Source organism: Allobosea sp. 01N443 (assembly GCF_056399325.1).
In genome coordinates, this window is the sequence record NZ_JBFTRC010000006.1 from 22,686 (window position 1) to 47,165 (window position 24,480).

Annotated in this window: 18 protein-coding genes; 11 read left to right on the plus strand and 7 right to left on the minus strand. The window is 65.5% G+C overall.

What is annotated here, in order from left to right:
• Positions 1 to 103 precede the first annotated feature (103 nt).
• From AC1DRP_RS03250 to AC1DRP_RS03265, 4 genes are all read left to right on the plus strand, one after another.
• On the plus strand, positions 104 to 2,548 hold the full coding sequence (locus AC1DRP_RS03250) for a heavy metal translocating P-type ATPase (RefSeq protein ID WP_476767785.1): 2,445 nt from the start codon (positions 104 to 106) through the stop codon (positions 2,546 to 2,548).
• Between the two features lie 22 nt (positions 2,549 to 2,570).
• On the plus strand, positions 2,571 to 3,200 hold the full coding sequence (locus AC1DRP_RS03255; RefSeq protein ID WP_476767786.1) for a methyltransferase family protein: 630 nt from the start codon (positions 2,571 to 2,573) through the stop codon (positions 3,198 to 3,200).
• A gap of 159 nt (positions 3,201 to 3,359) precedes the next feature.
• Positions 3,360 to 4,004, plus strand: coding sequence for an outer membrane protein (locus AC1DRP_RS03260; protein ID WP_441507244.1), 645 nt, complete (start codon positions 3,360 to 3,362; stop codon positions 4,002 to 4,004).
• 153 nt (positions 4,005 to 4,157) lie between these two features.
• Positions 4,158 to 4,841, plus strand: a complete 684-nt coding sequence (locus AC1DRP_RS03265; protein ID WP_441507245.1) for a response regulator transcription factor — start codon at positions 4,158 to 4,160, stop codon at positions 4,839 to 4,841.
• A 142-nt stretch (positions 4,842 to 4,983) separates the two neighbouring features.
• Here the strand turns inward: AC1DRP_RS03265 and AC1DRP_RS03270 are convergent, their stop codons facing one another.
• Positions 4,984 to 6,354, minus strand: coding sequence for a sensor histidine kinase (locus tag AC1DRP_RS03270; RefSeq protein ID WP_441490168.1), 1,371 nt, complete (start codon positions 6,352 to 6,354; stop codon positions 4,984 to 4,986).
• A gap of 222 nt (positions 6,355 to 6,576) precedes the next feature.
• Here AC1DRP_RS03270 and AC1DRP_RS03275 point away from each other — a divergent pair, with 222 nt between their 5' ends.
• Positions 6,577 to 7,206, plus strand: a complete 630-nt coding sequence (locus AC1DRP_RS03275) for an EipA family protein (protein WP_441507247.1) — start codon at positions 6,577 to 6,579, stop codon at positions 7,204 to 7,206.
• Positions 7,207 to 7,246: 40 nt separating this feature from the next.
• Here the strand turns inward: AC1DRP_RS03275 and AC1DRP_RS03280 are convergent, their stop codons facing one another.
• On the minus strand, positions 7,247 to 7,930 hold the full coding sequence (locus tag AC1DRP_RS03280) for a lysophospholipid acyltransferase family protein (RefSeq protein ID WP_441507248.1): 684 nt from the start codon (positions 7,928 to 7,930) through the stop codon (positions 7,247 to 7,249).
• A 170-nt stretch (positions 7,931 to 8,100) separates the two neighbouring features.
• Between AC1DRP_RS03280 and AC1DRP_RS03285 the strand changes: the two genes are divergently transcribed.
• Both AC1DRP_RS03285 and AC1DRP_RS03290 read left to right on the plus strand, forming a co-directional pair.
• Positions 8,101 to 9,741, plus strand: a complete 1,641-nt coding sequence (locus tag AC1DRP_RS03285) for a DCC1-like thiol-disulfide oxidoreductase family protein (protein WP_476767787.1) — start codon at positions 8,101 to 8,103, stop codon at positions 9,739 to 9,741.
• Positions 9,738 to 11,426: an SDR family oxidoreductase gene (locus tag AC1DRP_RS03290; protein WP_476767788.1), complete on the plus strand. Its 1,689-nt coding sequence runs from the start codon at positions 9,738 to 9,740 to the stop codon at positions 11,424 to 11,426. Before AC1DRP_RS03285 ends, AC1DRP_RS03290 begins: the two co-directional genes overlap by 4 nt.
• 38 nt (positions 11,427 to 11,464) lie before the next feature.
• Here AC1DRP_RS03290 and AC1DRP_RS03295 read toward each other — a convergent pair whose 3' ends face one another.
• From AC1DRP_RS03295 to AC1DRP_RS03305, 3 genes are all read right to left on the minus strand, one after another.
• Positions 11,465 to 14,641 (minus strand): efflux RND transporter permease subunit, encoded by a 3,177-nt coding sequence (locus tag AC1DRP_RS03295; RefSeq protein ID WP_476767808.1) that lies wholly within the window; start codon positions 14,639 to 14,641, stop codon positions 11,465 to 11,467.
• Positions 14,642 to 14,728: 87 nt separating this feature from the next.
• Positions 14,729 to 15,955 carry an efflux RND transporter periplasmic adaptor subunit gene (locus AC1DRP_RS03300; RefSeq protein ID WP_476767789.1) on the minus strand — a complete coding sequence of 409 codons (1,227 nt, stop codon included), beginning with the start codon at positions 15,953 to 15,955 and terminating at the stop codon, positions 14,729 to 14,731.
• 53 nt (positions 15,956 to 16,008) lie between these two features.
• A complete protein-coding gene (locus tag AC1DRP_RS03305; protein WP_441490175.1) occupies positions 16,009 to 16,842 on the minus strand; it encodes an alpha/beta hydrolase fold domain-containing protein in 834 nt (277 codons plus the stop codon).
• A 131-nt stretch (positions 16,843 to 16,973) separates the two neighbouring features.
• Here AC1DRP_RS03305 and AC1DRP_RS03310 point away from each other — a divergent pair, with 131 nt between their 5' ends.
• The gene (locus AC1DRP_RS03310; protein ID WP_441490176.1) at positions 16,974 to 17,909 is read left to right on the plus strand and encodes a LysR family transcriptional regulator; all 936 of its coding nucleotides are present in this window, start codon (positions 16,974 to 16,976) and stop codon (positions 17,907 to 17,909) included.
• Positions 17,910 to 18,062: 153 nt separating this feature from the next.
• Here the strand turns inward: AC1DRP_RS03310 and AC1DRP_RS03315 are convergent, their stop codons facing one another.
• Both AC1DRP_RS03315 and AC1DRP_RS03320 read right to left on the minus strand, forming a co-directional pair.
• On the minus strand, positions 18,063 to 19,502 hold the full coding sequence (locus AC1DRP_RS03315) for an FAD-binding oxidoreductase (RefSeq protein WP_441507251.1): 1,440 nt from the start codon (positions 19,500 to 19,502) through the stop codon (positions 18,063 to 18,065).
• Positions 19,503 to 19,740: 238 nt separating this feature from the next.
• Positions 19,741 to 20,436 carry a TetR/AcrR family transcriptional regulator gene (locus AC1DRP_RS03320; RefSeq protein ID WP_476767790.1) on the minus strand — a complete coding sequence of 232 codons (696 nt, stop codon included), beginning with the start codon at positions 20,434 to 20,436 and terminating at the stop codon, positions 19,741 to 19,743.
• A gap of 90 nt (positions 20,437 to 20,526) precedes the next feature.
• Here AC1DRP_RS03320 and AC1DRP_RS03325 point away from each other — a divergent pair, with 90 nt between their 5' ends.
• From AC1DRP_RS03325 to AC1DRP_RS03335, 3 genes are read left to right on the plus strand one after another with little or no spacing between them, the layout of a single operon-like run.
• The gene (locus AC1DRP_RS03325) at positions 20,527 to 21,561 is read left to right on the plus strand and encodes an HlyD family secretion protein (RefSeq protein WP_476767791.1); all 1,035 of its coding nucleotides are present in this window, start codon (positions 20,527 to 20,529) and stop codon (positions 21,559 to 21,561) included.
• On the plus strand, positions 21,558 to 23,330 hold the full coding sequence (locus AC1DRP_RS03330; RefSeq protein WP_476767792.1) for an ATP-binding cassette domain-containing protein: 1,773 nt from the start codon (positions 21,558 to 21,560) through the stop codon (positions 23,328 to 23,330). Before AC1DRP_RS03325 ends, AC1DRP_RS03330 begins: the two co-directional genes overlap by 4 nt.
• Entirely contained in the window at positions 23,327 to 24,472 is a 1,146-nt protein-coding gene (locus AC1DRP_RS03335; RefSeq protein ID WP_476767793.1) for an ABC transporter permease, read from the plus strand. The genes AC1DRP_RS03330 and AC1DRP_RS03335 overlap by 4 nt, the downstream gene beginning before the upstream one ends.
• Positions 24,473 to 24,480: the final 8 nt, after the last annotated feature.

Sequence of the window (24,480 nt, forward strand, 5' to 3'; positions counted from 1 at the left end):
CCGTTCGAGTTTTTTTGCCTCGAGCATGATTTCCCTCTTGAACCTCTAGTCACTCCAGATTGTACATGGGGTGTCTCACAAGCCCGTCAAGCGGAGACAAGTCATGTCCAGCACTGCCCAAGCCAAACCGCAGCTCCTGAGCTGGAAGGTTGGCGGCATGGACTGCGCAAGCTGCGCGGCGACCATTCGTGGCGCGGTGGAGCGCCTGCCCGGCGTCAGCGAGGTCAAGCTTTCCGTCATGGCCGAGACGCTGTCGCTGGCCCTCGACGAGAGCCGCACCAAGCCGGCGGCAATCGAAAAGCGCGTCGCAAGCCTTGGCTACACCACGACCTCGATCCAGGCGAAAGCAGCGCCCGTCGCTGAGACCGCTGCGCCCGGAGGATGCGGGCACGATCATGGCTCCGAGGCCCACGACCATCATAGCCATGCTGCACCCAAGCCGGCCCATGTTCACGGTCCCGGATGCTCCCATGACGACCATGATCATCACAGCCACGCCGCACCCAAGCCGGCGCATGTTCACGGCCCTGGCTGCTCCCATGACGATCATGGCCACCCTGATCATGATCACGGCCACGCGCATGCCCGTTCGGATGCAGGCGAAGCGAAAGCTGCGGCACGAACGGCTGACCAGGGGCACGGCCTGCCCGGCCATGTTCACGAAGCGACGCCGAAGGGCGTCTCCTGGTATCAGACCAACAAGGGCCGGCTCGTTCTCGGCACCGGCGCCCTGCTCGGCRGCGCCTGGACCGCGGGCCTGATCTGGCCGGCCGCAGCCCATTGGGCCTTCATTCTCGCCTGCGTGATCGGCGTCACTCCCGTGGCACGCCGCGCCTTCGCCGCCGCCCGCGCCGGCATGCCCTTCACCATCGAAATGCTGATGACGATCGCTGCCGCCGGCGCGCTCTTCATCGGCGCAGCGGAGGAGGCGGCCCTCGTCGTCTTCCTCTTCGCCGTCGGTGAGGTCCTCGAGGGCGTCGCCGCCGATCGCGCGCGTGCCTCGATCCGCGCGCTTGGCGACCTMGTTCCCAAGACCGCCCTCGTCGAGGAGAACGGCGCAACCCGCCAGGTCGATGCGGCCAAGCTCGCGATCGGACAGACGGTCCTCGTCCGTCCGGGTGACCGCATCCCTGCCGACGGCGACATCACCGACGGTATCTCCGGGATCGACGAGAGCCCGGTCACCGGCGAATCCGTGCCGAAGACGAAGGGCGTCGGCGAACCGGTCTTTGCGGGCTCGGTCAATCGCGAAGCCGCGCTGCGTGTGCGGGTGACCAAGGYGGCGCAGGACAACACCATCGCCCGCATCATCCGGCTGGTCGAAGAGGCGCAGGAAGCACGCGCACCGACCGAACGCTTCATCGACCGGTTCTCGCGTGTCTATATGCCTGCGATCGTCGGTCTTGCGCTCGCCGTCGCACTCGTCCCGCCGCTGTTCTTCGGGGGTGAATGGGCGGTCTGGGTCTATCGGGCCCTGGCGCTGCTGCTGATCGGCTGCCCCTGCGCGCTCGTCATCTCGGTTCCAGCCGCGATCGCCGCCTCGCTCTCCTCCGGCGCCCGACAGGGCCTGCTGATGAAGGGCGGCGTCGTCATCGAAACCGCCGCAAAGACCGGGATCGTCGCCTTCGACAAGACCGGCACGCTGACCGAGGGGCGCCCGCGCGTCACCGAGGTCATCAGCCTCGGCAAGACCGAGGCCGATGTGATCGCCCTGGCCGCTGCGGTCGAGACCGGTTCGAGCCATCCGCTGGCAGAGGCGGTTCTGGCACGTGCGAAGCAGGATGGCATCGCGATCCGCCCCGCCTCCGAGGCAGCCGCCATCCCCGGCCAGGGTGTCACCGGCACGCTCGATGGCATCTCGATCTTCGTCGGCGCACCGCGTCACGCGACCAGGCGCGCCGAATTCGACGCCAAGGCGAGCGCTGCGGTCGAACAGCTCGAATCGGCTGGAAAGACAGTGGCGGCCGTGATCGCGAACGGCGCTCTCGCCGGCCTGATCGCGCTGCGCGACGAGCCCAGAGCCGATGCCGCGACAGCGGTCGCAGAGCTGAAGGATCTCGGCGTCCGCTCCATCATGCTGACCGGCGACAATGCCCGCACCGGCGCGGCCATCGCCCGCGCACTCGGCCTGGATCACAAGGCCGAGCTGATGCCCGACGACAAGGTCACGGCGATCAAGGCGCTCGGCGCCGACGCGCCTGTGATGATGGTCGGCGACGGCATCAACGATGCCCCGGCGCTCGCGGCAGCATCCGTTGGCGTCGCCATGGGGTCCGGCACCGATGTCGCCCTGGAGACCGCCGATGGCGCGGTGCTGAAGAGCCGCGTGCGCGACATCGCTGCGATGATCCGGCTGGCGCGGGCCACGATGGGCAATATCCGCACCAATATCACGATTGCGCTCGGGCTGAAGGCGGTCTTCCTGGTCACCAGCGTGCTCGGCTATACCGGGCTCTGGGTCGCGATCCTCGCCGATACCGGCGCGACCGTGATCGTCACGGCCAATGCACTGCGCCTTCTGCGTTTCGACGCAGGCAAGGCCGGCTGATCAAGGGAACGGAAGCCTGCCCATGAGTCCGATGGAGATCGCGAGCTATCTGATGGTCGTAGTCTACGTCATCAGCTTCCTCGCGATGTCGGCCATCCTGGCGAAGGAGGCCGGACGGCCGATCTGGCTGTTCGGCAAGGGCTCGGAGCCGCAGGGCGTGCCGGCCCTGCTCTTCCGGATCGCCTTCATCGGCGGCGTGCTCTGGCCCCTCGGCCTGGCGATCTTCGGCAACCCGATCAAGGCCGACCCTTTGGCAATCTGGCTCGACGGTCCCTGGTTCGACGTGTTCGGCCATCTTCTTGTTGTCGTCGGCGCCTGCATCGCCATCATCTCGCAGCGTTTCATGGGCGTGTCCTGGCGTATCGGCGCGGCCGAGGGCGAGCTTGGACCCATCGTCGATGGCGGTCCCTTCGCGATCTCGCGCAATCCGGTCTTCGTCGGCCAGGCCGTCCTGTTCACCGGCCTCTTCATCGTGCTGCCCAATCTGATCCAGATTGCTTTGACGCTGGCGCTATTCGCGGCGATCGCCCTGCAGGTCAGGATCGAGGAGCGCRTGCTCGCAGCCTCGCTCGGCGAACCCTATCGCGATTATCAGCGCCGCGTCCGGCGTTGGATCGGGACCAGGCGCCCGCGCACCGCCCCTGCGCGATAAGCCTTCGTTCACCATCCCAGCGCTTCCGCCGCTGCACGCATGGCGGGCAACGTTGCCGTAATCTTCACCAGCAATTTGCGCGGTGTTCGACTGATCCGATCCACGGATTCGGGAGCAAGGAGACGCGGCGAGGCCCCCGGCTGCCGCGAGGAGTTATCGATGCATCGTTCAATCCCGATCATGAGCCTCTGCCTGCTGGCAGTGCTTGCGGTCCCAGCGGCTGCGGCGGATCGCCCGGTGCCGCGCACCCAGCAATGGCCGACCCACACCCAGCCGCTTCGCTATAATTGGAACGGCGTCTATGCCGGTATTCACGCTGGCGGCGCATTCGACCGCTTCACAGGAGTGACCAGGAAGAGCCGCAACGAGACGCTGCTTGGCGGCCAGATCGGTTACAACGTCCAGACCGGCAGCATGGTCTATGGTCTCGAGGGCGATATCTCGATGAACGGCTTCGGCAAGGGTTCGTCGCGCAGCACCGTCGGCACCAGCGCCGACACGCGCTATGTCGGAACCGCCAAGGCCCGCGCCGGCGTCGCCTTCGACCGCGTCCTCGTCTATGCCACCGGCGGTCTTGCCTATGGCAACATCAAGGCGACGAATAACGGGATCTCGAAGACGAAGAGCAAGGTCGGCTATGTCCTCGGCGGCGGCGTCGAGTACGGCATCACCGAGAACCTGTCGGCTAAGGTCGAGTACAACTACGTCTCGCTCGGCAAGCAGAACTTCCAGTTCGGCTCGGCCCGCACCAAGGTCGGTGTCAATGAACATCTGGTCAAAGCCGGTGTGAACTACCGGTTCTGATCCGCTAGACTATCCGGGGCCCGGTCGCTCCGGGCCCGAATAACCTACGGCCCAGAGGGCCGTTCATGAGCATGGATGGGATGTGATGCGTTTGAAGAGCTGCCCCGAGCTTTTCTGCGACGCGTTCCAGCCATGGCCTACGGCAGGAACGACATGCGCGCTCTGATTGTCGAAGACGAACCGGAGCTGATGTCGTTCCTGTCGTCCCTCCTGCTTGGTGCAGGTTTTATTGTCGACCGCACCAGCAGTGTCGAAGCGGCGCTGGCCGCCCTCAAAACGGCGCCCTTCGACATCGCCGTCGTCGACCGGCGTCTGCCGGACGGCGACGGCCTGTCGATCGTCAAGGCGATGAAGACGGCGGAACCCCGTCCAGCCTTCCTGATCCTGACCGCGCGAGATGCGAAATCCGACGTGATCGACGGCCTCAATGGCGGCGCGGATGATTACCTGGTCAAGCCCTTCGAACCGGGCGAGCTGATCGCCCGCATCAGGGTCATTGCGCGGCGCCGCTATCCCGGCCGCTCGCTGGTGATCTCGGCAGGCAACCTCTCGATCGACATCGAGGGTCGCAACGCCTCGGTCTCGGCCGTTCCGCTCGACCTGCGACGGCGCGAGGCGCTGATCCTGGAAGCGCTGGTCCAGCGCGCCGGGCGTGTCGTCACCCGCAACGTCCTGATCGAAGCGGTCTATGGCTTCGATGACCTGATCGAGTCCAACACGCTCGAAGCCCAGATCTCGCGGCTGCGCCGCAAGCTCAAGGAGGCTGCCGCGAATGTCGAGATCTCGTCGCTGCGCGGCATCGGCTACATCCTGAGGAAGTCCGAACAGCCCGTGTGAGGCCGCCGGGCTCGGTCCCTGTCACCAATCGACCAAGATCATCAGTCCAGATATCGTATCGGGCCTGATGATCTGGCCGTCCGTGCTTGCATCGGCTTTCCCGAACTCCGCATTCCCCGTTTCGGGCCGATGGTTGAGCCCGTCATTCTCCTTCAGAGAACAGCAGGCGGACGGTCGTGCCACCGCCGCGCGTCGCCAGGACGGTCAATGTCCCGCGATGTGCGGTCATGATGTCCCGTACGATGGTGAGGCCGAGCCCCGCTCCGGTCGAGCGCGGCGACATGCGGTTGAACGCCTCCGTCACTTCCGAACGCTGGGTTGCCGCGATGCCGATCCCGTCATCCGCCACTTCCAGCACGACGCCATCGATGACCCGCACGATGATGCTGGATTTCGCCTGGGCATGACGAAGTGCGTTGTCGATCAGATTGGCCACCGCGGCGCGAACCGTGGCTTCGTTGGCCATGATCGTTCGCGTGTCGTCGCCCTCCTCCTCGAGCGCCACGTCGATCGCGTTCTGCAGGATCAGCGGCGCGAGATCGACGAGTACGTCACGGGCCACGCTGTTGAGCTGAACCGGCTCGAACGGCAGATCGGTGCTGTGCAGCCGGGCGAGCTGCAGCATCGACGAAACGATCGTCGTCAGCCGGTTCACATCGGTCGCCAATGCGGTGCGCACGACGCCATCGGAAACAGTGTCGATCTTGGTCCGCATGACGGCGAGCGGCGTGCGCAATTCGTGCGCGACGTTGTTCATGAAGCGCCGTTGCACATCCATGTTGCTGGCGATCTGGTCGAGCGCTGAGTTCAGCGCCGTCGTCAGCGGCATCAGCTCGACCGGCGTTTCCTGTGTCGGCAGCAGGCCTCGCGGCGCCCTGGGATCGATGCTGGCCGCAGCTTCGGCCGCACTCCGCAGCCGCGCGGTGATATAGGAGACCGACATGGCGATCGCCGAGGCGATGATGACCCCGAATATGAAAGAGATGACCAGCGCCGGAATCGCGATGGCCCGCAGGAAATAGGCAAGAATCAGGTCCCATCCCGGACGTCCGCCGCCCGTCGCGACGATGACGCGGCTGCCTTCCATCTCGATGATGTCGAAGGCCAGGCCGTTGTCGCCGCCACCACCGACCCGCATCTGCGCAGCAATCGTCGGTCCATCGAGCCTGACATCGATGGGAAGGCTCGGCCGCAATTCTGGGGCATACTCGACAACGGACCGTCCGTCGGAAACCAGATACCAGAGTCTGGGGCTGGCGCTCTCGATCTTGATCAGGGTCGGCGTCTTCTCCACCCGCAACCCGTCAGCCGCAGTCTGACGCACGCCTTGCCGAATGATCTCGGAGGTCACATCGTTGCGTAGCGCCCCAGGATCCTCGGTAATGAAAGTAAAGGCCAGCACAGCGGCGATGACCGCCGCGAAGAGGGCGAAGCCGAGAAGCGTCAGCCGGATCGTCAGGGCGCGTGAGAGCGAGATCACCGGCAGCCCCCGGAGCGAAGATTTGCCGCGCACGGATCGGACAGCACCCGATTGCGCTGGGGCGTCAGGCGCTTCACTGTCGTGGTGCTCGTCGAGCTATGAATCGTCACGGAGCCTCTGTGCGGTTATGGCTTGCGAATCCGGGGACCGCGCCCGCAGTCCATGTCCATGGACTGCATCCCCATCTTCGTTCAACCCTCCCTCGAGTCTGCTTGTCTCATGAGTGCGCACAGAGCCAGATCGGGAGAGCTGCGCTTGCGCTTCGCCTTGGCCGCCATGCTCGCGCTGCTGTTTGGCCTGACGCAGGGCGCCCGGGCTGAGGAGACCATCAGGCCGGGGCAACTGCCGACCGCCCCGGGGCGCGACATTCTGGGTCTCGTCGAACGGGCCTTCGACACCGCTTCCAAGACGGTCAGCATCCCCGTCGAGCGCTCCCTTTCGCTCTTCGGAGAGCCGAACGCCTATATTGTCGGCGGAGAGGTCAGTGGCTCCTTCGTCGTTGGCGGCCGACACGGCGTCGGTGAGCTTCGCTTCGCCGACGGCATGCCCTCCCCGGTGACATGGTCGGCCCTCTCGGTCGGGATCGGGCTCGGGGCCGATTACGGGCGGGTGATCATGCTGGTCTACGGCCTCGACCGACATGAAGACGTCTTCGGGGTCTATGCCAGCCTCGGCGGCGGCGCGCATTTTGTGGCCGGCGCCAATGCGATGGTCCTCGCCTCCGACCGAGCCCGGATCGTGTTGATCTCCTCCGGGCTCGGCCTGCGATTGTCGGGGGAACTCAGCCGCATCCGCATCGAGCCTGCGAATGATCGCGGCGTCCTGCGCCCTCCTGCAAACATCTGCGCAAACCCGGCCGATTGCCCACCGCCGGGCCGACGCTAAAAGGAAGACGAGCACGGTCGGACCGAACGCCTCGCGCGCGTCAGGCGCGATGTCCGAGATGCTGATGCGCCAGGGCATGCAACTCGTCGAGCCGGGCGGTGATCTCCAGCGCAGTCAGGTTGATCTCGCGTTCATCGGCGCATGCCCGGACATAGAGCGGTTCGGACCAGACCACGCACCCGCGTCCGAACGGCAAGGCGATGCTGGCCTTGTCCCAATTGTCGAGATCGACGCGTGCCGTCGTCACTGCGGCGAAGAGATAGATCGGCCGGCCCGACGCCCGCGCCAACTGGATGGCCCCCTTGCCGGCAACCCGCGAAACCTTCGGCACATCGGCCGTCAACAGCACGCTGGTGTCGCCGCGCAGCGCGTCGCGCATCTCGATGAAGGCCGGAACGCCGCGCTTGGCCTGGATCTTCAGCCGGCTCTGCGTGCCCGAGCCGCGAATGACGCGGTAGCCGGCGCGCTCCATCGCCGAGGCGACCACCGAACCGTCGAAATGGAGCGAGGCCAGCACGGCTGTCTTGGGCGCCCCGTCCAGGGCGACAAGGCTCAACATCTGCTGGCCATGCCAGGTCATGGCGATGAACGGTTCGCGGCTGCGCTCCCAGGGCCGCGCGCCGGGGATCACCGGCTTGAAGCGCGTGGTTTGCGCCACGAGATTCAGATACGCATGCAACGCGCGCCCCGCGAGGCCCGCTGATCGTTCTTCCCTGAGATGCATCGCCCCAATCTCCACGGTGAATCACCTGGAGTGGTCGGCGCGTTGGCTTGCTGGAACATTGCACGGACAGGTTGCGGCCCCCGAATGGCGAAACGAGCGGCATGCCCCGTTGCCGGCGGGGTTCGCCCTGCCTATCGTGCAAGGGTTCAGTTTCCTCCAAGTCGGGTTTCATGCCAGCCAAGGATATCGCGATAGCGGGATGCGGCCCGGCAGGGCTGGCGGCCGCACTGATGCTGCATCGCGACGGACATCGCGTCAGGCTGTTCGAGCGCTTCGAGACGCCTCGTCCGGTCGGATCCGGTCTGATGATCCAGCCGACCGGTCTCGCCGTCCTCCGGGAATTGAAGCTCGCCGAAGCCACCCTCGCGGCGGGGGCCAGGATCGACCGGCTCTTCGGGCGCGCCGAACCGTCGCAGCGCATCGTACTCGACGTGCGCTATGCGGCACTTGGGCAGGATGCCGGCCATGGCATCGGCATTCATCGCGCTGCACTGTTCGACATCCTGCACGACGCCGCACGAGAGGCCGGAATTGCGATCGAGGGAGGCCGCAGCGTGGCCTCGAGCGAAATCGTCGGGGCGAACAGGCGCGCGCTCATCTTTGCCGACGGCACACGGACGGAGCCCTTCGACCTTGTCGTGGATGCCCTTGGCACCATGAGCCCGCTCGCGCGCCATCAGGGCCGGCCGCTGGCCTATGGCGCGCTCTGGGCCAGCCTCGATTGGCCCGACGACGCGGGCTTCGACATGGCGACGCTGGAACAGCGCTATATCCGCGCGAGCACGATGGTCGGGGTCCTACCCATCGGCCGGCTGGCCCAAGCGCCGACCGCAAAGGCAGCCTTCTTCTGGTCGCTGCGCTGCGACCGTCTCTCGGACTGGCAACGCTCCGGACTTGCGGCGTGGAAGGCGGACGTCCTCAAGCTATGGCCGGCAACTGCGCCCCTGCTCGCGCAGATCGAAACGCCGGATCAACTGACTTTCGCACGCTATGCCCATAGGACCACGCCCGTCCCAACGGAGCCTGGCCTGATCCATATCGGCGATTCCTGGCATTCGACGAGCCCGCAGCTCGGTCAGGGAGCCAATATGGCGTTGCTCGACGCCTTCGCGCTCGCAAAGGCGCTGCGCGACGGGAACGAGACGACGACTGCGCCAGGTTTTGCCATCGCCGCGCGTCGCCKACATGTCCGGCTCTATCAGACCATGAGCGCGATGTTCACGCCGGTCTATCAATCCGACAGCCGGATCCTGCCCCTGCTCCGCGATCGGATCGTCGGGCCGCTCGCCCGGATCTGGCCGGCCCCTGCCATCCTGGCGGCGATGGTCAGCGGTTTGATCGGCGCACCCCTGAAACGGCTCGGGCTGCCCGCCCCAGCGGCGATCACGCTGGGCGACGCAATCGAGGCGCAGACCCAAGGCAGGCGCGTGATCGTGTTTGACGGTGAATGCGTGATGTGCTCGCAACAGGCACAATTCGTCATGCGCAATGACCATGAACGCCGCTTCACGCTCACCACCGCGCAAGGGCCCCTTGSCCAGGAACTCTATCACCGCCTCGGCCTTCCCAAGTCGGACTTCGAGACGATGCTGCTGATCGAGGGCGGGCGAATCCTGGGCCGGTCGGACGCTGTCATCGCCATTGCGGCAGGGCTGGGCTGGCCCTGGCGCATCGCACTGGCGGCACGCGTCATTCCACGACCGCTCCGCGACCGGCTCTATCGCCTTGTTGCCCGCAATCGCTATCGCTGGTTCGGCCGACGCGAAACCTGCTGGCGCCCCACCCCGGATATGGCGGACCGCATCCTGTGAAGGTTCTCCTGCTCGGTGGCTATGGCGGCTTCGGTGCCCGCATCGCGCGGCGGCTGGCCGATACGGGGCACGAAGTCCTGGTCGCCGGGCGCAGCCTGGAGAAGGCGGAACGCTTCTGCGCTGGCAGACTGCGCCTCACCCCGCTTCTCCTGGACCGGGACCGCGATATCGCGCTGGCGCTCGCCGAGCACCGCCCTGCTGTCCTGATCGACGCCGCAGGCCCCTTTCAGGGCCTGGATTATGCGGTCGCTCGCGCCTGTATCGCCGCGCGGTGCCACTATCTCGACATCGCCGATGCGCGCGATTTCGTCACCGGCATCGGGTCTCTCGCTGAAGCGGCCCTGGCCGCCGACGTGGTCGTCGTCTCGGGCGCCTCCAGCGTCCCTGCTTTGTCGGGCGCTGTGGTTCGCGCCCTCGCAGACGGTATGGATCAGCTCAGCGCCGTCGAGCTCGCGATCAGCGCTTCAAACCGCGCGACCGCGGGCGCTTCGGTCACGAAGGCAATCTTCTCCTATATCGGCAAGCCGATCCCGCTCTGGCGCGCAGCGCGCCGGGCGAACGGCTTTGGCTGGCAGGACATCAGGCGCGAAGACTTTACGATTGCCGGCGAGCCACCTCTTGCTGGCCGCCTCGTGGCCCTGGCAGATGTGCCCGATCTCACTCTCCTGCCCGATCGCCTTCCGGGAAAGCCCTCCGTCAGTTTTAGAGCCGGCACCGAGCTCCGCTGGCAGAACCGTGCGCTTTGGCTGGCAAGCTGGCCTGTTCGATGGGGTTGGATCGAGAACCTGACCCGCTTTGCGCCCCTGGTCCTTCAAGCGCAGCGGCTGAGCTCTTCATGGGGCAGCGATCGCTCCGGCATGATGGTTCGACTGTTCGGGTACGCTGACGGCCGGGGTGTCGAACGGCGATGGACATTGATCGCGAGCAAGGGCGATGGTCCGGAGATTCCAGGCCTGGCGGCCGCAATCCTCGTCGACAGGCTCGCCAGGCGTGACGTTCCAGCCGGGGCCCGCGATGCCGGCGAGATGCTGTCACTGCCAGAGTTCGAGCCGGCCTTCACGCGACTGGCGATCCGGYACGAGATGGCAGAGCTGCCRCAGCCTCCCCCGCTCTATGCCCGGGTCCTCGGCGATGCCTTCGCGACCCTGCCTGCGGCCCTCCGCGCGATCCACACTGTCCTCCGCGATCGCGGCGCCCATGGACGGGCGATGGTGACGCGCGGGCACAACCCGGTTGCACGCGCTATAGCGGCCCTATTCGGCTTTCCGCCTGAAGGGGAGCATGGGCTGCACGTCGCCTTTGCGGAGAGTGGCGGCGTCGAAACCTGGATTCGCGACTTCTCGGGCCGCCGCTTCAGCAGCCGGCTGTCGCAGCAGGGGCGGCTGCTCATGGAGCGCTTTGGCCCGCTGCGCTTCGGCTTCGATCTGCTCGCTGACGACAAGGGGCTCGCGATGCACCTGAAGCGTTGGTGGCTGGGCCCCGTCCCCATGCCACTTGCCCTGGCGCCTCGATCGCTGGCGCGCGAATGGGAGGAGGATGGCCGCTTCCATTTCGATGTCCCGATCGCATTGCCGCTAATCGGACTGGTTGTGCACTATCGCGGCTGGCTCGAGCCGACGGCTGACAATACCGGCGCCTCGCAGCAGAACGCGCCGGACAGGGCCCGGCGCGTTCTGGCTGGTTGAAGCCGTCAGACTCCCCCTCAGGGCAGCCTGTGCCCCGGTCAGGCGGCTTGCGCCAGTTCCGCTTCCGCCTCGACATGCTTCAGCGGCTTGTTTCCGGTCAGGGMCCGCATCAGCACGTAGAAGACCGGAGTCAGGAAGATGCCGAAGGCGGTGACGCCGATCATGCCGGCGAAGACCGCGATGCCCATCGCCTGACGCATCTCGGCGCCGGCACCGGTCGAGATCACCAGCGGGACCACGCCCATGATGAAGGCGAGCGAGGTCATCAGGATCGGACGCAGGCGCAGACGGCTGGCTTCGATCGCGGCCTCGACCGGCGTCTTGCCCTCGAACTCCAGTTCGCGGGCGAACTCGACGATCAGGATCGCGTTCTTCGCAGATAGCCCGACCAGCACGACGAGACCGATCTGGGTGAAGACGTTGTTGTCGCCGCCGCTCCACCAGATGCCAGCCATGGCGGCAAGCAGGCCCATCGGGATGATCAGGATGATCGCGATCGGCAGCGTCAGGCTCTCATACTGGGCCGCCAGCACCAGGAAGACGAGCAGGATCGCGATCGGGAAGACGATCAGCGAAGAGTTGCCCGCCAGGATCTCCTGATAGGTCAGGTCCGTCCATTCGAAGGCAAAGCCCTTCGGCAGCGTCTCGTTGGCAATGCGCTCCGCCGCCGCCTGAGCCTGCCCCGACGAGAAGCCGGGTGCCGGACCGGCATTGATGTCGGCGGCCAGGAAGCCGTTATAGCGCATCGCCCGTTCCGGCCCGGCATCGGCACGCACGTTCAGCACAGCGCTCAGCGGCACCATCTCGCCTGAGGTCGAACGGACCCGGAGCTTGCCGATATCCTCCTGATAGGCCCGGAAGGGCGCATCAGCCTGGACGCGGACGGTGTAGGTACGCCCGAACTTGTTGAAATCGTTGACATAGGACGAGCCGAGATAGATCTGCAGCGTCTCGAAGACATCGGTCACCGGCACGCCGAGCTGGCGGGCCTTGGTGCGGTCGATATCGGCATAGAGCTGCGGAACATTCACCTGGAAGCTCGAGAACATGCCGGCGAGTTCGGGCGCCGTCGCAGCCTTGGCCATGAAGGCCTTGGTCGCTTCATCGAGCGCCTTGTAGCCAAGGCCGGCGCGGTCCTCGATCTGCAGCTTGAAGCCACCGATCGTACCGAGCCCCTGCACCGGCGGCGGCGGGAACATCGCGATGAATGCCTCCTTGATGCCGGCGAACTCCTTGTTGAGCTGCATGGCGATCGCGGCGCCGTTGAGCGAGGGGTCCTTGCGCTGCTCGAAGGGCTTCAGCGTCACGAAGACGATGCCGGCATTCGACGAGTTGGTGAAGCCGTTGATCGAGAGGCCGGGAAAGGACACCGCACTCTGGACGCCGGGATGCTTCAGGGCGATCTCGCCCATCTTGCGGATGACGTCCTCGGTGCGGTCGAGCGTGGCGGCGTCGGGCAGTTGCGCGAAGCCGACGAGATACTGCTTGTCCTGGCCGGGCACGAAGCCGCCCGGGACAGTGCGGAACAGCACGACCGTCAGGCCGACGAGCACGAGATAGACCGCCATCATCGCCGTCTTGCGGGTCAGGATGCGGCGCACGCCGCCGCCATAGGCCTGAGAGCTGCGATTGAAGAAGCGGTTGAAGCCACGAAAGAACCAGCCGAACAGCTTGTCCATGACGCGGGTCAGCGCATCCTTCGGGGCGTGGTGCGAACGCAGCAACAGGGCTGCCAGCGCCGGCGACAGCGTCAGCGAGTTGATCGCCGAGATCACCGTCGAGATCGCGATGGTCAGCGCGAACTGGCGATAGAACTGGCCGGTCAAGCCGCTGATGAAGGCGAGCGGCACGAAAACCGCGACCAGCACCAGCGCGATCGCGATGATCGGGCCGGAGACCTCGCGCATCGCCTTGTAGGTCGCCTGGCGGGGCTCCAGCCCCTGCTCGATATTGCGCTCGACATTCTCGACCACGACAATGGCGTCGTCGACGACGATGCCGATGGCGAGCACGAGGCCGAACAGGCTGAGCGCGTTGATCGAGAAGCCGAAGAGATACATCACGGCGAAGGTGCCGATGACCGAGACCGGCACGGCGACCAGCGGGATGATCGAGGCCCGCCAAGTCTGCAGGAAGACGATGACGACGAGCACGACCAGCGCGATGGCCTCGAGCAGCGTGGTGATGACGGCCTTGATCGAGGCGCGCACGAACTGGGTCGTGTCGTAGACGATCGCGTAGTCCACGCCTTCCGGCATGTTCTGCTTGATCTCGCGCATCACCGCCTGGACGTTGTCGGCGATGGCGATGGCATTCGAGCCCGGCGCCTGGAAGATCGGCACCGCGACCGCCGACTTGTTGTCGAGCAGCGAGCGCAGGGCATAGTCGGCCGCGCCGAGTTCGATGCGCGCGACATCCTTCAGCCGCGTCACAGCCCCGGTCGGGCTGGTGCGGATGATGATCTCGCCGAACTCCTCCTCATTCTGAAGGCGCCCCTGGGCATTGACCGAGAGCTGGAGATCGAGGCCCGGGGCGTTCGGGGAGGCGCCGATGACGCCGGCAGCAGCCTGGACGTTCTGCGCGCGGATCTCGCGCACGACGTCGCTCGGCGAGAGCCCGTGCTCGGAGACCTTCTGCGGATCGAGCCAGACGCGGAGCGAATAGTCGCCCGAGCCGAAGAGCTGGACCTGGCCGACGCCGTCGATGCGCGCCAGCCTGTCCTTGACGTTCAGGACTGCGTAGTTGCGCAGATAGGTCATGTCGTAGCGATCGTTCGGCGAGGTGATGTGCACCACCATCGTCAAATCCGGCGAGCTCTTGATCGTGGTGACGCCGAGGCGCCGCACCTCTTCCGGCAAGCGGGGCTCCGCCTGCGAGACGCGGTTCTGCACGAGCTGCTGTGCCTTGTCGGGATCGGTGCCGAGCTTGAAGGTGACGTTCAGCGTCATCACGCCGTCGGTCGTCGCCTGGCTGGACATGTAGAGCATGCCCTCGACGCCGTTGATCTGCTCCTCGATCGGCGTGGCCACGGTTTCGGCGATGACGCGAGGATTGGCGCCCGGGTATTGCGCGCGCACCACCACGGTCGGCGGCACGACTTCGGGATATTCCGAGATCGGCAGCACACGCAGCGAGAGCAGGCCGGCGACCAGGATGAGAACCGACAGCACGCCCGCGAAGATCGGGCGATCGATGAAGAACTTGGAGAGATTMATGAGATGCCCCCTTCGGGCGCCTCAGGCCTGACGACGGGCGCCATCACGCGACGTCGTCAGCACCCGAGTTCTGATAGGCGTCCCAGCTCAGCGCTGGGCGATTTCCGTGGGTCCTGCACCGGCCACCCGGCGCAGCTCTGACTTCTCGGCCATCGGCACCTGCTCGGGAGCGACAGCTGCGCCCGGACGAATGCGCTGCAGGCCGTTGACGACGATTTTTTCGCCCGGCTTGAGCCCGGCGGTGACGATGCGCAGCCCCTCATTGGCCGAGCCAAGCGTCACTTCACGCCAGCTCGCCTTGAGGTCCTCGCCGACGACGAAGACGAACTTCTTGTTCTGGTCGGTGCCGATCGCGCGCTCATTGATCACCAGCGCAGGCTCGGTCCGGGCCTGGCCCATGCGCAGGCGCACGAACTGGCCCGGCATCAGCGTGCCATCGGGATTGTCGAAGATCGCCCGCACCCGAACGGTGCCGCTGCCGACATCGACACTGTTGTCGACGAATTGCAGCCTGCCGTTGATCGGAGTGCCGTCCTGCGTCGCCGTGCCCATCTGAACCGGGATGCGCTCCAGCGCACGCGGACCATCCGAGGCCGGCAGCGAGCCGAGAGCCCTCAGCACCGTGTTCTCGTCGGCATTGAAGCTGGCATAGATCGGATCGACCGAGACCAGTGTCGTCATCAGCGAAGCCCCCGCCCCGGCTGCGACGAGATTGCCGACAGTGACCTCGAGCCGCCCGATCCGGCCACTGATCGGCGCCCTGATCTGGGTGTAGTCGAGGTTCAGCCGCGCTGTCTGCAGGGCCGCCTGGGCCGCGCGGTGATTGGCCTGCGCTTCACGAAGAGCATTCAGACGGGCGTCGAGATCGCGCTGCGACACGTTCTGCGTCGTCATCAGCTTCTGACCGCGCTCATGCTCGTTGGCGGCAAGCGCCACCCGGGCTTCGGCAGCCAGGACCTGGGCCTGGGCGCGTTCGAACTCGGCGAGATAGGGCGCCTGGTCGATGCTGATCAGCAGGTCGCCCTGCTTGACGAGGTTGCCCTGCTTGAAGTGCACGGCCTCGACGACGCCGGCGACGCGCGAGCGCACATCGACGCGTTCGATCGCCTCCAGGCGGCCGGAGAACTCGGCCCAGTTGGTCAGCTCACGCTGCTCGACGAGCGCGACCAAAACCGGGGTCGCCTGCGCGGCCGCCGGAGCGGTATCGCTCTGGGCCTTGTCGGAGCCGTTCATCACAAGCAGGACGGCGGCGAGAGAGATGGTGGCGGCCAGGCTTCCGCCCAGCAGGCCATGACGGATCGTTCCCTGAATCATGGGTTCATTCCTTGCGAGAGAAGAGAGGATCGAGTTGGTCGCGTTGGCCCCGATCAGGACGGCGCGGTGGATTTGAAGAACTCGGTTACATGGTCACATGCCAGGCAGAGGCAGGAACCTTCCTTGGGAGCCTCGGCATAGGCACCGGGCCAATTGGTTGGCGCAGTCTGCACGTAGCGACTGACCGCGACACCCGCTTCCTGCAGCCGACAGGCATAGCTCGCGCATTCGTCACGCAGCGGATCATCCTCCGCCGTGATCAGCAGGGCAGGAGCCAGCCCGGCAAGCCGGGAGGCGTTGAGCGGCGCGGCATAGGGATGAGCCGCCTTGTCAGGCGAACCCAGATAGTCGTGCCAGCCATCGGCCCAGCGACATCCCACCGGACCGGCATCGGCCTCGCGCAGCGAATAGGTCCCAAGGCAGGAATCCAGCATCGGCGAGAGCAGGATCTGCCCGGCGAGCGGCGGTCCCTGCCGGTCCCGCGCCATCATGGCGAGAGCCGCGGCCAGGTTGCCGCCGGCTTCTTCGCCAGCGACGTAGAATGGGGCGCTTTTCGCGACCCAGCGGCTGCGCGCCTTGTAGAGCGCCAGCAAGCCACCAAATACGGCCTCCAGCACATCGGGGAAACGGTGCATTGGCGCGAGCGGATAATCGACCGAAACGACAGCGGCACCGGCGCGAGCCAGGATCGTCGCGACCGCCTCTCCGCTTGCCAGCGAGCCCTCGTTGAAGGTGCCGCCATGCAGGTGCATGACGAGCGCTGTGTTGCGGTTGAGCTCTGCCGGGATGAACACACGCGCTGCCAGCGAGACTGGCTTGGCAGCGATCACCTCGTCCCGCCATGTGACGGAGATGGGGCGATCGAGGGTGGCGGTTTGAGCGGACATGGCGTGTCCCGGCGGCTTCTGTTGCAATGCAACCTGATTTAGACCATCGTGTTTCGGCAATAAATACCCGTAAAGCTCATTCATTATTTCCATATGGAAACAATCGAAGAAGCGACCTGTTAGAAAAAGCCATGGACCAGCTCAGCGCCATGCGCGCCTTTGTCCGCGTCGTCGAAGCCGGCACCTTCACCCGTGCTGCCGATCTGCTCGACATCCCCAAGCCGACGGTGACCAAGCAGATCCAGCAGCTTGAGTCGCATCTCCACGCCAAACTCCTCAACCGCACCACACGGCGCGTGACGGTGACGATGGACGGGGCGGCCTATTACGAGCGCGCGCTCAGGGTCCTGAACGAAATCGACGAGCTCGACGGCAGCATGGCCTCGTCACAGGCCAGGCCGAGCGGGCGCCTGCGCGTCGACGTCAGCGCGCCGCTGGCCATGCGCGTCATCATCCCGAACCTGCCTGAATTCCATGCGCGCTATCCCGACATCCAGCTCGACCTCGGCCTCAGTGACCGACCTGCCGATCTGCTGGCGGAAAATCTCGATTGCGCCGTCCGGGCCGGCGAGCTCACGGACCAGAGCCTGATCGCCCGGCGCATCGGCGAGATGTATCTCGTGACCTGCGCCTCCCCCTCCTATGTCCAGCGCCATGGCGAGCCCCAGCATCCGACCGACCTCGAGGGCGATCATTTCATCGTCGGCTACCGCTATGCCGGGACCAGTCGCACAGCCCCCTTCACCTATGCCGACGGTAAGGAAAGCCACGAGATCAGGGGACGTTTCGTCGTATCGCTGAACGAAGGTGCTGGTTACGTCGCTGCCGCGCTGGCGGGGCTCGGCATCGTTCAGGCACCAACCTTCATGGTGCAGGAGGATATCGCCGCCGGCCGGCTCGTACCGCTGCTGACGAATTGGTGCTCGACCCCCAAGCCGCTGCACATCGTCTACCCACCGAACCGTCATCTCAGCAACAAGGTGCGTGTCTTCGTCGACTGGCTGGCCGAGCTCTTCGCCAAGGACGACCTGATCCAGCGGCGCTCCAGCTTGCCGCATTGCGCCTAGGACCTAAGGCACGCTTTGGAGAGCCGGCCCGGCGCCGGCGGAGAGTCTCATTAAGCCATGGAGACGCACCAGCCCGCAGGGACACAATACGCGTCGATCCCTGCGGCCTGGGCCAGCCATCCAACCTCGTCCTAACTGCTCAGGCAGCTGGGCTCAGGCGGCCTGCGAACTCGCCGTCGGCTTCACATTCTGGTTCATGCGAAACAGGTTCATCGGGTCGTAGCGCCGCTTCAGCTCGGCAAGGCGATGGTAACTGCCTCCGTAAGCCGCCTGGACGCGGTCCATCTCGTCTGCCGGCATGAAGTTGATATAGGCCGTTCCAGCTGAATACGGCCTTGCGGCATCAAAGAGCGCGCGCGCCCAGGCGATGCAGGCCTGATCCATGCCCTGTTCGCGCCAGCGCGCATGAACATTCATGACGAAATGGGAGCTGCGCTGCGGAAAGGCGGTCGCATCCGCCGCAACGCGGCCGGCCGCCCCACCGACATGGCCGATGAAGATCTCGCATTCCGGCCCCGGGAGGCGACGCACCGCGCCAATCAGGATCCTGATCGCCGCGTCCGAGAGCTCGGTGAAGTCGTGGCTCTTCCAGTAGTTGCGGGCACCGGCTGTGAGCAGAGGATCGAAAGCCTGTTGCCACGTCGCGAAAGGCGCCGGCCCCACCACGTCGACGATCGGTTTTCCGATGGAACGCAGCCTGGCGGTTGCCTTTTCGCCTTCGGCGATGTCGCCGCAATAGCACATCGCGAGCACCAGCACTTCCTTGCCATGCCACTCGGCCGGCAGGAACGGCAGGGGCGGCGCCTGCCGCATCACGACCCAACAGGTCAACTCGTCGGGCGCCACTTCGAGCGCCTGACGATATTCCTTCAGGACGGCCTCGGCATCATCGAAGGGATGCACGACAAGGCCAGCCAAAACCTGGGGGCCAAGCTTGTGAAGCCGAAATTCGAACGCGGTGGCCACCCCGAAATTTCCGCCGCCGCCGCGCAGGGCCCAGAACAGGTCCGGATTTTCCGACTGGCTAGCGCGCCTGAGCTCGCCGTCAGCCGTCACCACCTCGACCGACAGCAGGTTGTCCAGGGTAAGCCCGAACTTCCGCGTGATCCAGCCGAAGCCGCCGCCCAGCGTCAGGCCGGCAATGCCCGTGGTCGAATTGATGCCCGTCGGCACCGCCAATCCGAATTCCTGGGTTTCCCTGTCGACATCGGCCAGGGTAGCGCCCGGCTCGACCCAGGCGCGCTGCGATGCTTCGTCGACTCGGACCGATTTCATCGGTGACAGGTCGATCATCAGGCCGCCATCGCAGACGGCATTTCCGGCAATGCCGTGTCCGCCGCCACGCACAGAGAGCAATAGTCCGTTGTCACGCGCAAATCGCACAGCGCTGACGACATCGGCAGCCACCGCACAGCGTATGATCAGGCCAGGTCTGCGATCGACCATCCCATTCCAGATCGCGCGTGCATCGTCATATGCGGCATCAGTCTCGTCGAGCACGCTTCCGTGAAGCTGCGCGGCGAGCGCCTCGATGGCTGAGGCGCTGATGGATTTCGTTCCGGCCGCCAGTGTCGTGAGGCTCTGGGCTTGCATGATCGTTCCTCCCGAATGGGTCATGAACTCTCAGCCCCCCGCCACAAGAATTCTGCGCCTGCGCCGGGCCGCACTCAATGACGCAGATCACAGAAGCTCGGATTTCCACGCTTCAGCGGATGGAGCTTTGGAGCGGGCAGTCATGCGACGATGGTGTCTAGCGATGACCACAGGCAATGGCGCGGGATCCGACGGTTGGAGGTCGGATGGATGCAAGCCTGATCGGCAGCACATCACCTCAGGCGGAACGAGCTTCCTCCCGCGCATCGAGTTCCGCTGCCACGGCAGCGATGCCGCCGAAAGCGAAGCGCTGGAAATGGGCGACCATCTCGTCGACAGCGCCCCGGTCCGACGCCAGGTCGGGAAAGACCTGCGCGAGGACCTGGCGGTTGCCGACGAGCATCACCACGAAGGGGGCGATGACAGTGAGACAGCACCGGGCAACGACGGGGTGATCATGCGGCACTCCCAGGATTTCGCCGACGATCCCGGTGACGATGCGCTTCTTCGGGAGAATCTCGCGATCCCGCAGCACTGCGAAAGCGGGTGTTGGAGCCAGCACCTCACGGCTCAGGACCCRCAAGGACCAGCTCGAGGAGGCGGGCCCCATGATCGTGCGGACCACGAGACCAATGAGGGTGCGAAGCTTGTCCTCCGGAGTCCCTGGGGCTTCTGCCAGCTTGAGCAGCCGATCATAGGTCAGCAGGCGGCGATGCGCCTCGACCAACACCTCGGCATAGAGCCCGTCGATGCCGCCATAATAGTAATTCACGGCAGCAGAATTGCTGCCCGCCCGCTCGGCGATCTCCTTGCCGGTGGCGCGATCAAAGCCCTTTTCCGCAAAGACCTCTCCGGCCGCATCGAGAATCTGCGCCTTGGTGGCCGCACCGTCCTCGCGGCGACCGGGTCGTTTTTGAGGAATCGCTCGTTTCATGACCCGAGCTTAACGCCGATCAAGAATATTTGAAAGATAGAATTTAAATTCAGATTTGACATATTGCACCACGCGCCTATCCTTGAAGGCATGAGCAAGGCACCGCGCATACTGGCTGTCATCGCCCTCTTGGGGGCCGCAGGCGCCTGGTGGTTTAGCCACCGCCCCGCCGCGACATCCGAGTTGGTCCTCTACGGCAATGTCGATCTCAGGCAGGCCTCGCTGGCCTTCAACGGCAGCGAACGCATCGCCGCGATCCTTGTCGAGGAGGGCAATGTCGTTCGCAGCGGCCAGGTCCTTGCGAAGCTGGATACGAGCCGCCTGCAACCGCAGATCGACCAGATGGAAGCGATTGTCGGGGCCCAGAAGGCCGCACTCGATCGATTGCGCAACGGCTCTCGCCCCGAGGAGATCGCCCAGGCCCGCGCCAACCTGGAATCGGCCAGGGCGGATTCGGTCAACGCCGCCGCGCAATATGAGCGGCGGCGCGCCCTGTCCGCGAATGCCGTCAGCCAGCAGGACCTCGATGCCGCCAAGGCTCTTGCCGAGACCTCCAAGGCAAAGCTCGATGTCGCAAAGAGCGCCCTCGACCTTTCTCTCGCCGGCCCGCGCTCGGAGGACATCGCGCAGGCAGAGGCACAGCTCCGCGGCAACCAGGCGCAGCTTGCGCTCGCCCGGCGCCAATTGGTCGATGCGCAGCTGCTTGCTCCCTTCGACGGCGTGGTTCGCTCGCGGCTGATGGAACCCGGCGAGATGGCCTCGCCCAGCCGCCCGGTGCTTTCACTGGCCATGACCGGCACGAAATGGGTGCGGACCTATGTGGCTGAGCCGAAGCTCGGACAGGTCCGCTCTGGCATGCGGATGCAGGTCACCACGGACAGCTTTCCGAACCAGCCGCTCGAAGGCTRGATCGGCTTCATCTCACCCGTCGCCGAGTTCACCCCGAAAACGGTGCAGACCGAGGATCTGCGCACGAGCCTCGTCTACGAGATGCGTGTCTTCGTCGAGGACCCGCAGGACAGGCTGCGCCTCGGCATGCCAGCCACCATCAAGATGTTGCCGGGAGCCGAGGCTGCGGTCGCAAACAGCGCTGCTGTACCCGAGACCGGGAAGACCAAGCCATGACCCCCGCCGCGCCCGTCTCACCCGTCACGGCGCGGACCCTCCACAAGACGTTCCGCCGGGCCACCGGCGAAACCGTCAAGGCACTCGACGATGTCTCCTTCGAAGCCAGGGAAGGCACGCTGACCGCCCTCGTCGGCCCCGACGGTGCCGGCAAGACCACATTGCTACGGCTGATCGCCGGGTTGATGAAACCCGATGAGGGTATGCTCGACGTTCTCGGCATTGTCGTCGCTGACGATCCCCAGGCCGTACAGGACCGCATCGGCTACATGCCGCAGAAATTCGGGCTCTATGAGGATCTGAGCGTCCAGGAGAACCTCGATCTCTATGCCGATCTGCACGGCGTCGGTGCCGACCAACGCGAGCACATCTACCCTCGCCTCTTCGAGATGACCCAGCTCGGGCGTTTTCGCGAGCGGCTGGCCGGGAAGCTGTCCGGCGGCATGAAGCAGAAACTGGGGCTCGCCTGCACCCTCGTCCGTGCTCCCGAACTACTGCTGCTGGACGAGCCGACCGTCGGCGTCGACCCACTGTCGCGGCGCGAGCTCTGGGCGATCGTGCTCAAGCTGGTGCGCGAGGATGGGCTCACCGTCATCGTCAGCACCTCCTATCTCGACGAGGCCGAGCTCTGCGACCATGCAGTCGTCATGCATGCCGGAAAGGTGCTGTCGCAGGGCACGCCGAGCGAGATCACGGCGAAAGCTGAAGGCCGCACCTTCATCATCGAGACGCCCAAGGGAATGCCGGCACGTTCGCTGCAGGCACGCTTGTTTCAGCAGGACGGCGTCATCGATGCCGTGCCCGAAGCCGGGCAAGTCCGCGTCGTGCTCGCAGCTCCGAGCGAAACGGGCGCCCTGCCCCTCGGCGACGGCACGCTTCGGCATCGCCGCGTGCCGCCACGTTTCGAGGACGGGTTCATGGTGCTGTTTGCTGCCGTCGCCGAGCGCACACGCAGCAGTGCCATGACGCTCGACCAGCCCACCTCCCCGGGTTCCGGCGCCATGGCGGTCGAGGTGCGTGACCTCGTCCGCACCTTCGGCGATTTCACCGCTGTCGATCATGTCAGCTTCGAGGTTCGGAGCGGCGAGATCTACGGGCTTCTCGGCCCCAACGGCGCCGGCAAGAGCACCACGTTCCGGATGCTCTGCGGGCTGCTGCCAGCCTCGCACGGCACGCTGCGTGTCGCTGGCGCGGATTTGCGGACATCTCGTGCCGAGGCGCGGCGCAGGCTCGGCTACGTCGCCCAGAAATTCTCGCTCTACGGCCAGTTGAGCGTCGACGAGAATCTCGATTTCTTCGCCAGTGCCTATGGGCTGCGTGGGAGGCGCAAGGCGGACCGGATCACCTGGGCGAAGCAGCAATTCGAGCTCGATGCCTTCTCCCGGCTGCCGAGCGGGCAATTGCCGGGCGGCTTCAAGCAGCGCCTCGCGATGGGCACCGCCCTGCTGCACGAGCCGGACATCCTCTTCCTCGATGAGGCGACGAGCGGCGCCGATCCGATCGCGCGGCGCGAATTCTGGGGCCGGATCACGGCGCTCTCCGAGCAGGGCGTCACCGTGATCGTGACCACGCATTTCATGGAGGAAGCAGAATATTGCGACCGGATCATCATCCTCGATGCCGGACGCAGCCTGGCAGAAGGCACGCCGGCCGAGATCRGGGCCCATGCCACGGCCCAGGACGGACGCCAACCGACGATGGAAGATGCCTTCATCGCCATCGTCGAGACGTCGCGTGACGGGCGTGCCGAGCAGAGGCCCGCAGCATGACCGCCGTGACCTCACAGACCGGCGGAATGGCAAGGCTGCGCCGCATCGCGGCGCTGATCCGGAAGGAGGGCTGGCAGGTCGTGCGCGACCCGAGCAGCATCGCGATCGGCGTGATCATGCCGATGCTGCTGCTCGTGCTCTTCGGCTACGGGCTTTCCTTCGACGTCAAGAACGTCCCGGTCGCGATCGTCATGGAGGACATCTCGGCCGAGGCGCGCGGCGCGGCGTCGAGTTTCGAACTCTCCGACTATTTCAACGCGGTGCAGGTCAAGACCATGGCCGAGGCCGAGCGGATGATGCTCGACAAGCGCGTCCACGCCATTGTCCGCATACCGCCCGATTTCGCGCGCCGGATGGAGCAGGGCACGGCCGAGATCCAGGTGCTGGTCCATGGCACCGACGCCAATACCGCCCGCATCTCGCTCGGCYATGCTCAGGGTGCCGTTGCAACCTGGATGGCGCGCGAGGCCGCGATGGGCCGCATCATCGCCGGTCCGCCAGTCTCGATCGAGAGCCGGCTCTGGTTCAACGATGCCAATAACAGCAGCTACTTCCTGGTTCCCGGCCTGATCGTGCTGGTGATGACGCTGATCGGTGCGCTGCTGACCGCGCTTGTCGTTGCGCGGGAATGGGAGCGCGGAACCTTCGAGGCGCTGTTCGTCACGCCCGTGCGTCCCGGCGAGATCCTGCTTGGCAAGACCGTGCCCTATTTCATCCTCGGCATGATCGGGCTCGCCCTCTCGATCCTTGGTGCCAAGCTGCTCTTCGGCGTGCCGATCAGAGGCTCGCTCGGGCTGCTCGTTGCCGTGTCGATGCTCTATCTGATTGTCGCGCTCGGCATCGGCCTGTTGATCTCCTCACTGACCAAGAGCCAGTTCGTCGCGAGCCAGATCACGATCATCGCCACCTTTCTCCCGGCGATGATGCTGTCCGGCTTCATGTTCGACATCCGCAGCATGCCGGTCGCGATCCAGGTGATCACGCATATCTTCCCGGCGCGCTATTTCGTCAGCGTTCTGCAGACCCTGTTCCTCGCCGGGGACATCTGGCCGGTAATCCTGCCGAATGCTGCGGTGCTGGCCGTCATGGCCGCAGTGCTGATCGCGCTTGCGATACGCGCGACGCGCAAGACCATCGTGTGAGGTGGGCC

Coding starts and splice junctions, on each gene's coding strand:
- AC1DRP_RS03260 (WP_441507244.1), top strand. CDS start 3,360: ATGCATCGTTCAATCCCGATCATGAGCCTCTGCCTGCTGGCAGTGCTT.
- AC1DRP_RS03300 (WP_476767789.1), bottom strand. CDS start 15,955: ATGATTCAGGGAACGATCCGTCATGGCCTGCTGGGCGGAAGCCTGGCC.
- AC1DRP_RS03310 (WP_441490176.1), top strand. CDS start 16,974: ATGGACCAGCTCAGCGCCATGCGCGCCTTTGTCCGCGTCGTCGAAGCC.
- AC1DRP_RS03265 (WP_441507245.1), top strand. CDS start 4,158: ATGCGCGCTCTGATTGTCGAAGACGAACCGGAGCTGATGTCGTTCCTG.
- AC1DRP_RS03305 (WP_441490175.1), bottom strand. CDS start 16,842: ATGTCCGCTCAAACCGCCACCCTCGATCGCCCCATCTCCGTCACATGG.
- AC1DRP_RS03280 (WP_441507248.1), bottom strand. CDS start 7,930: ATGCATCTCAGGGAAGAACGATCAGCGGGCCTCGCGGGGCGCGCGTTG.
- AC1DRP_RS03315 (WP_441507251.1), bottom strand. CDS start 19,502: ATGCAAGCCCAGAGCCTCACGACACTGGCGGCCGGAACGAAATCCATC.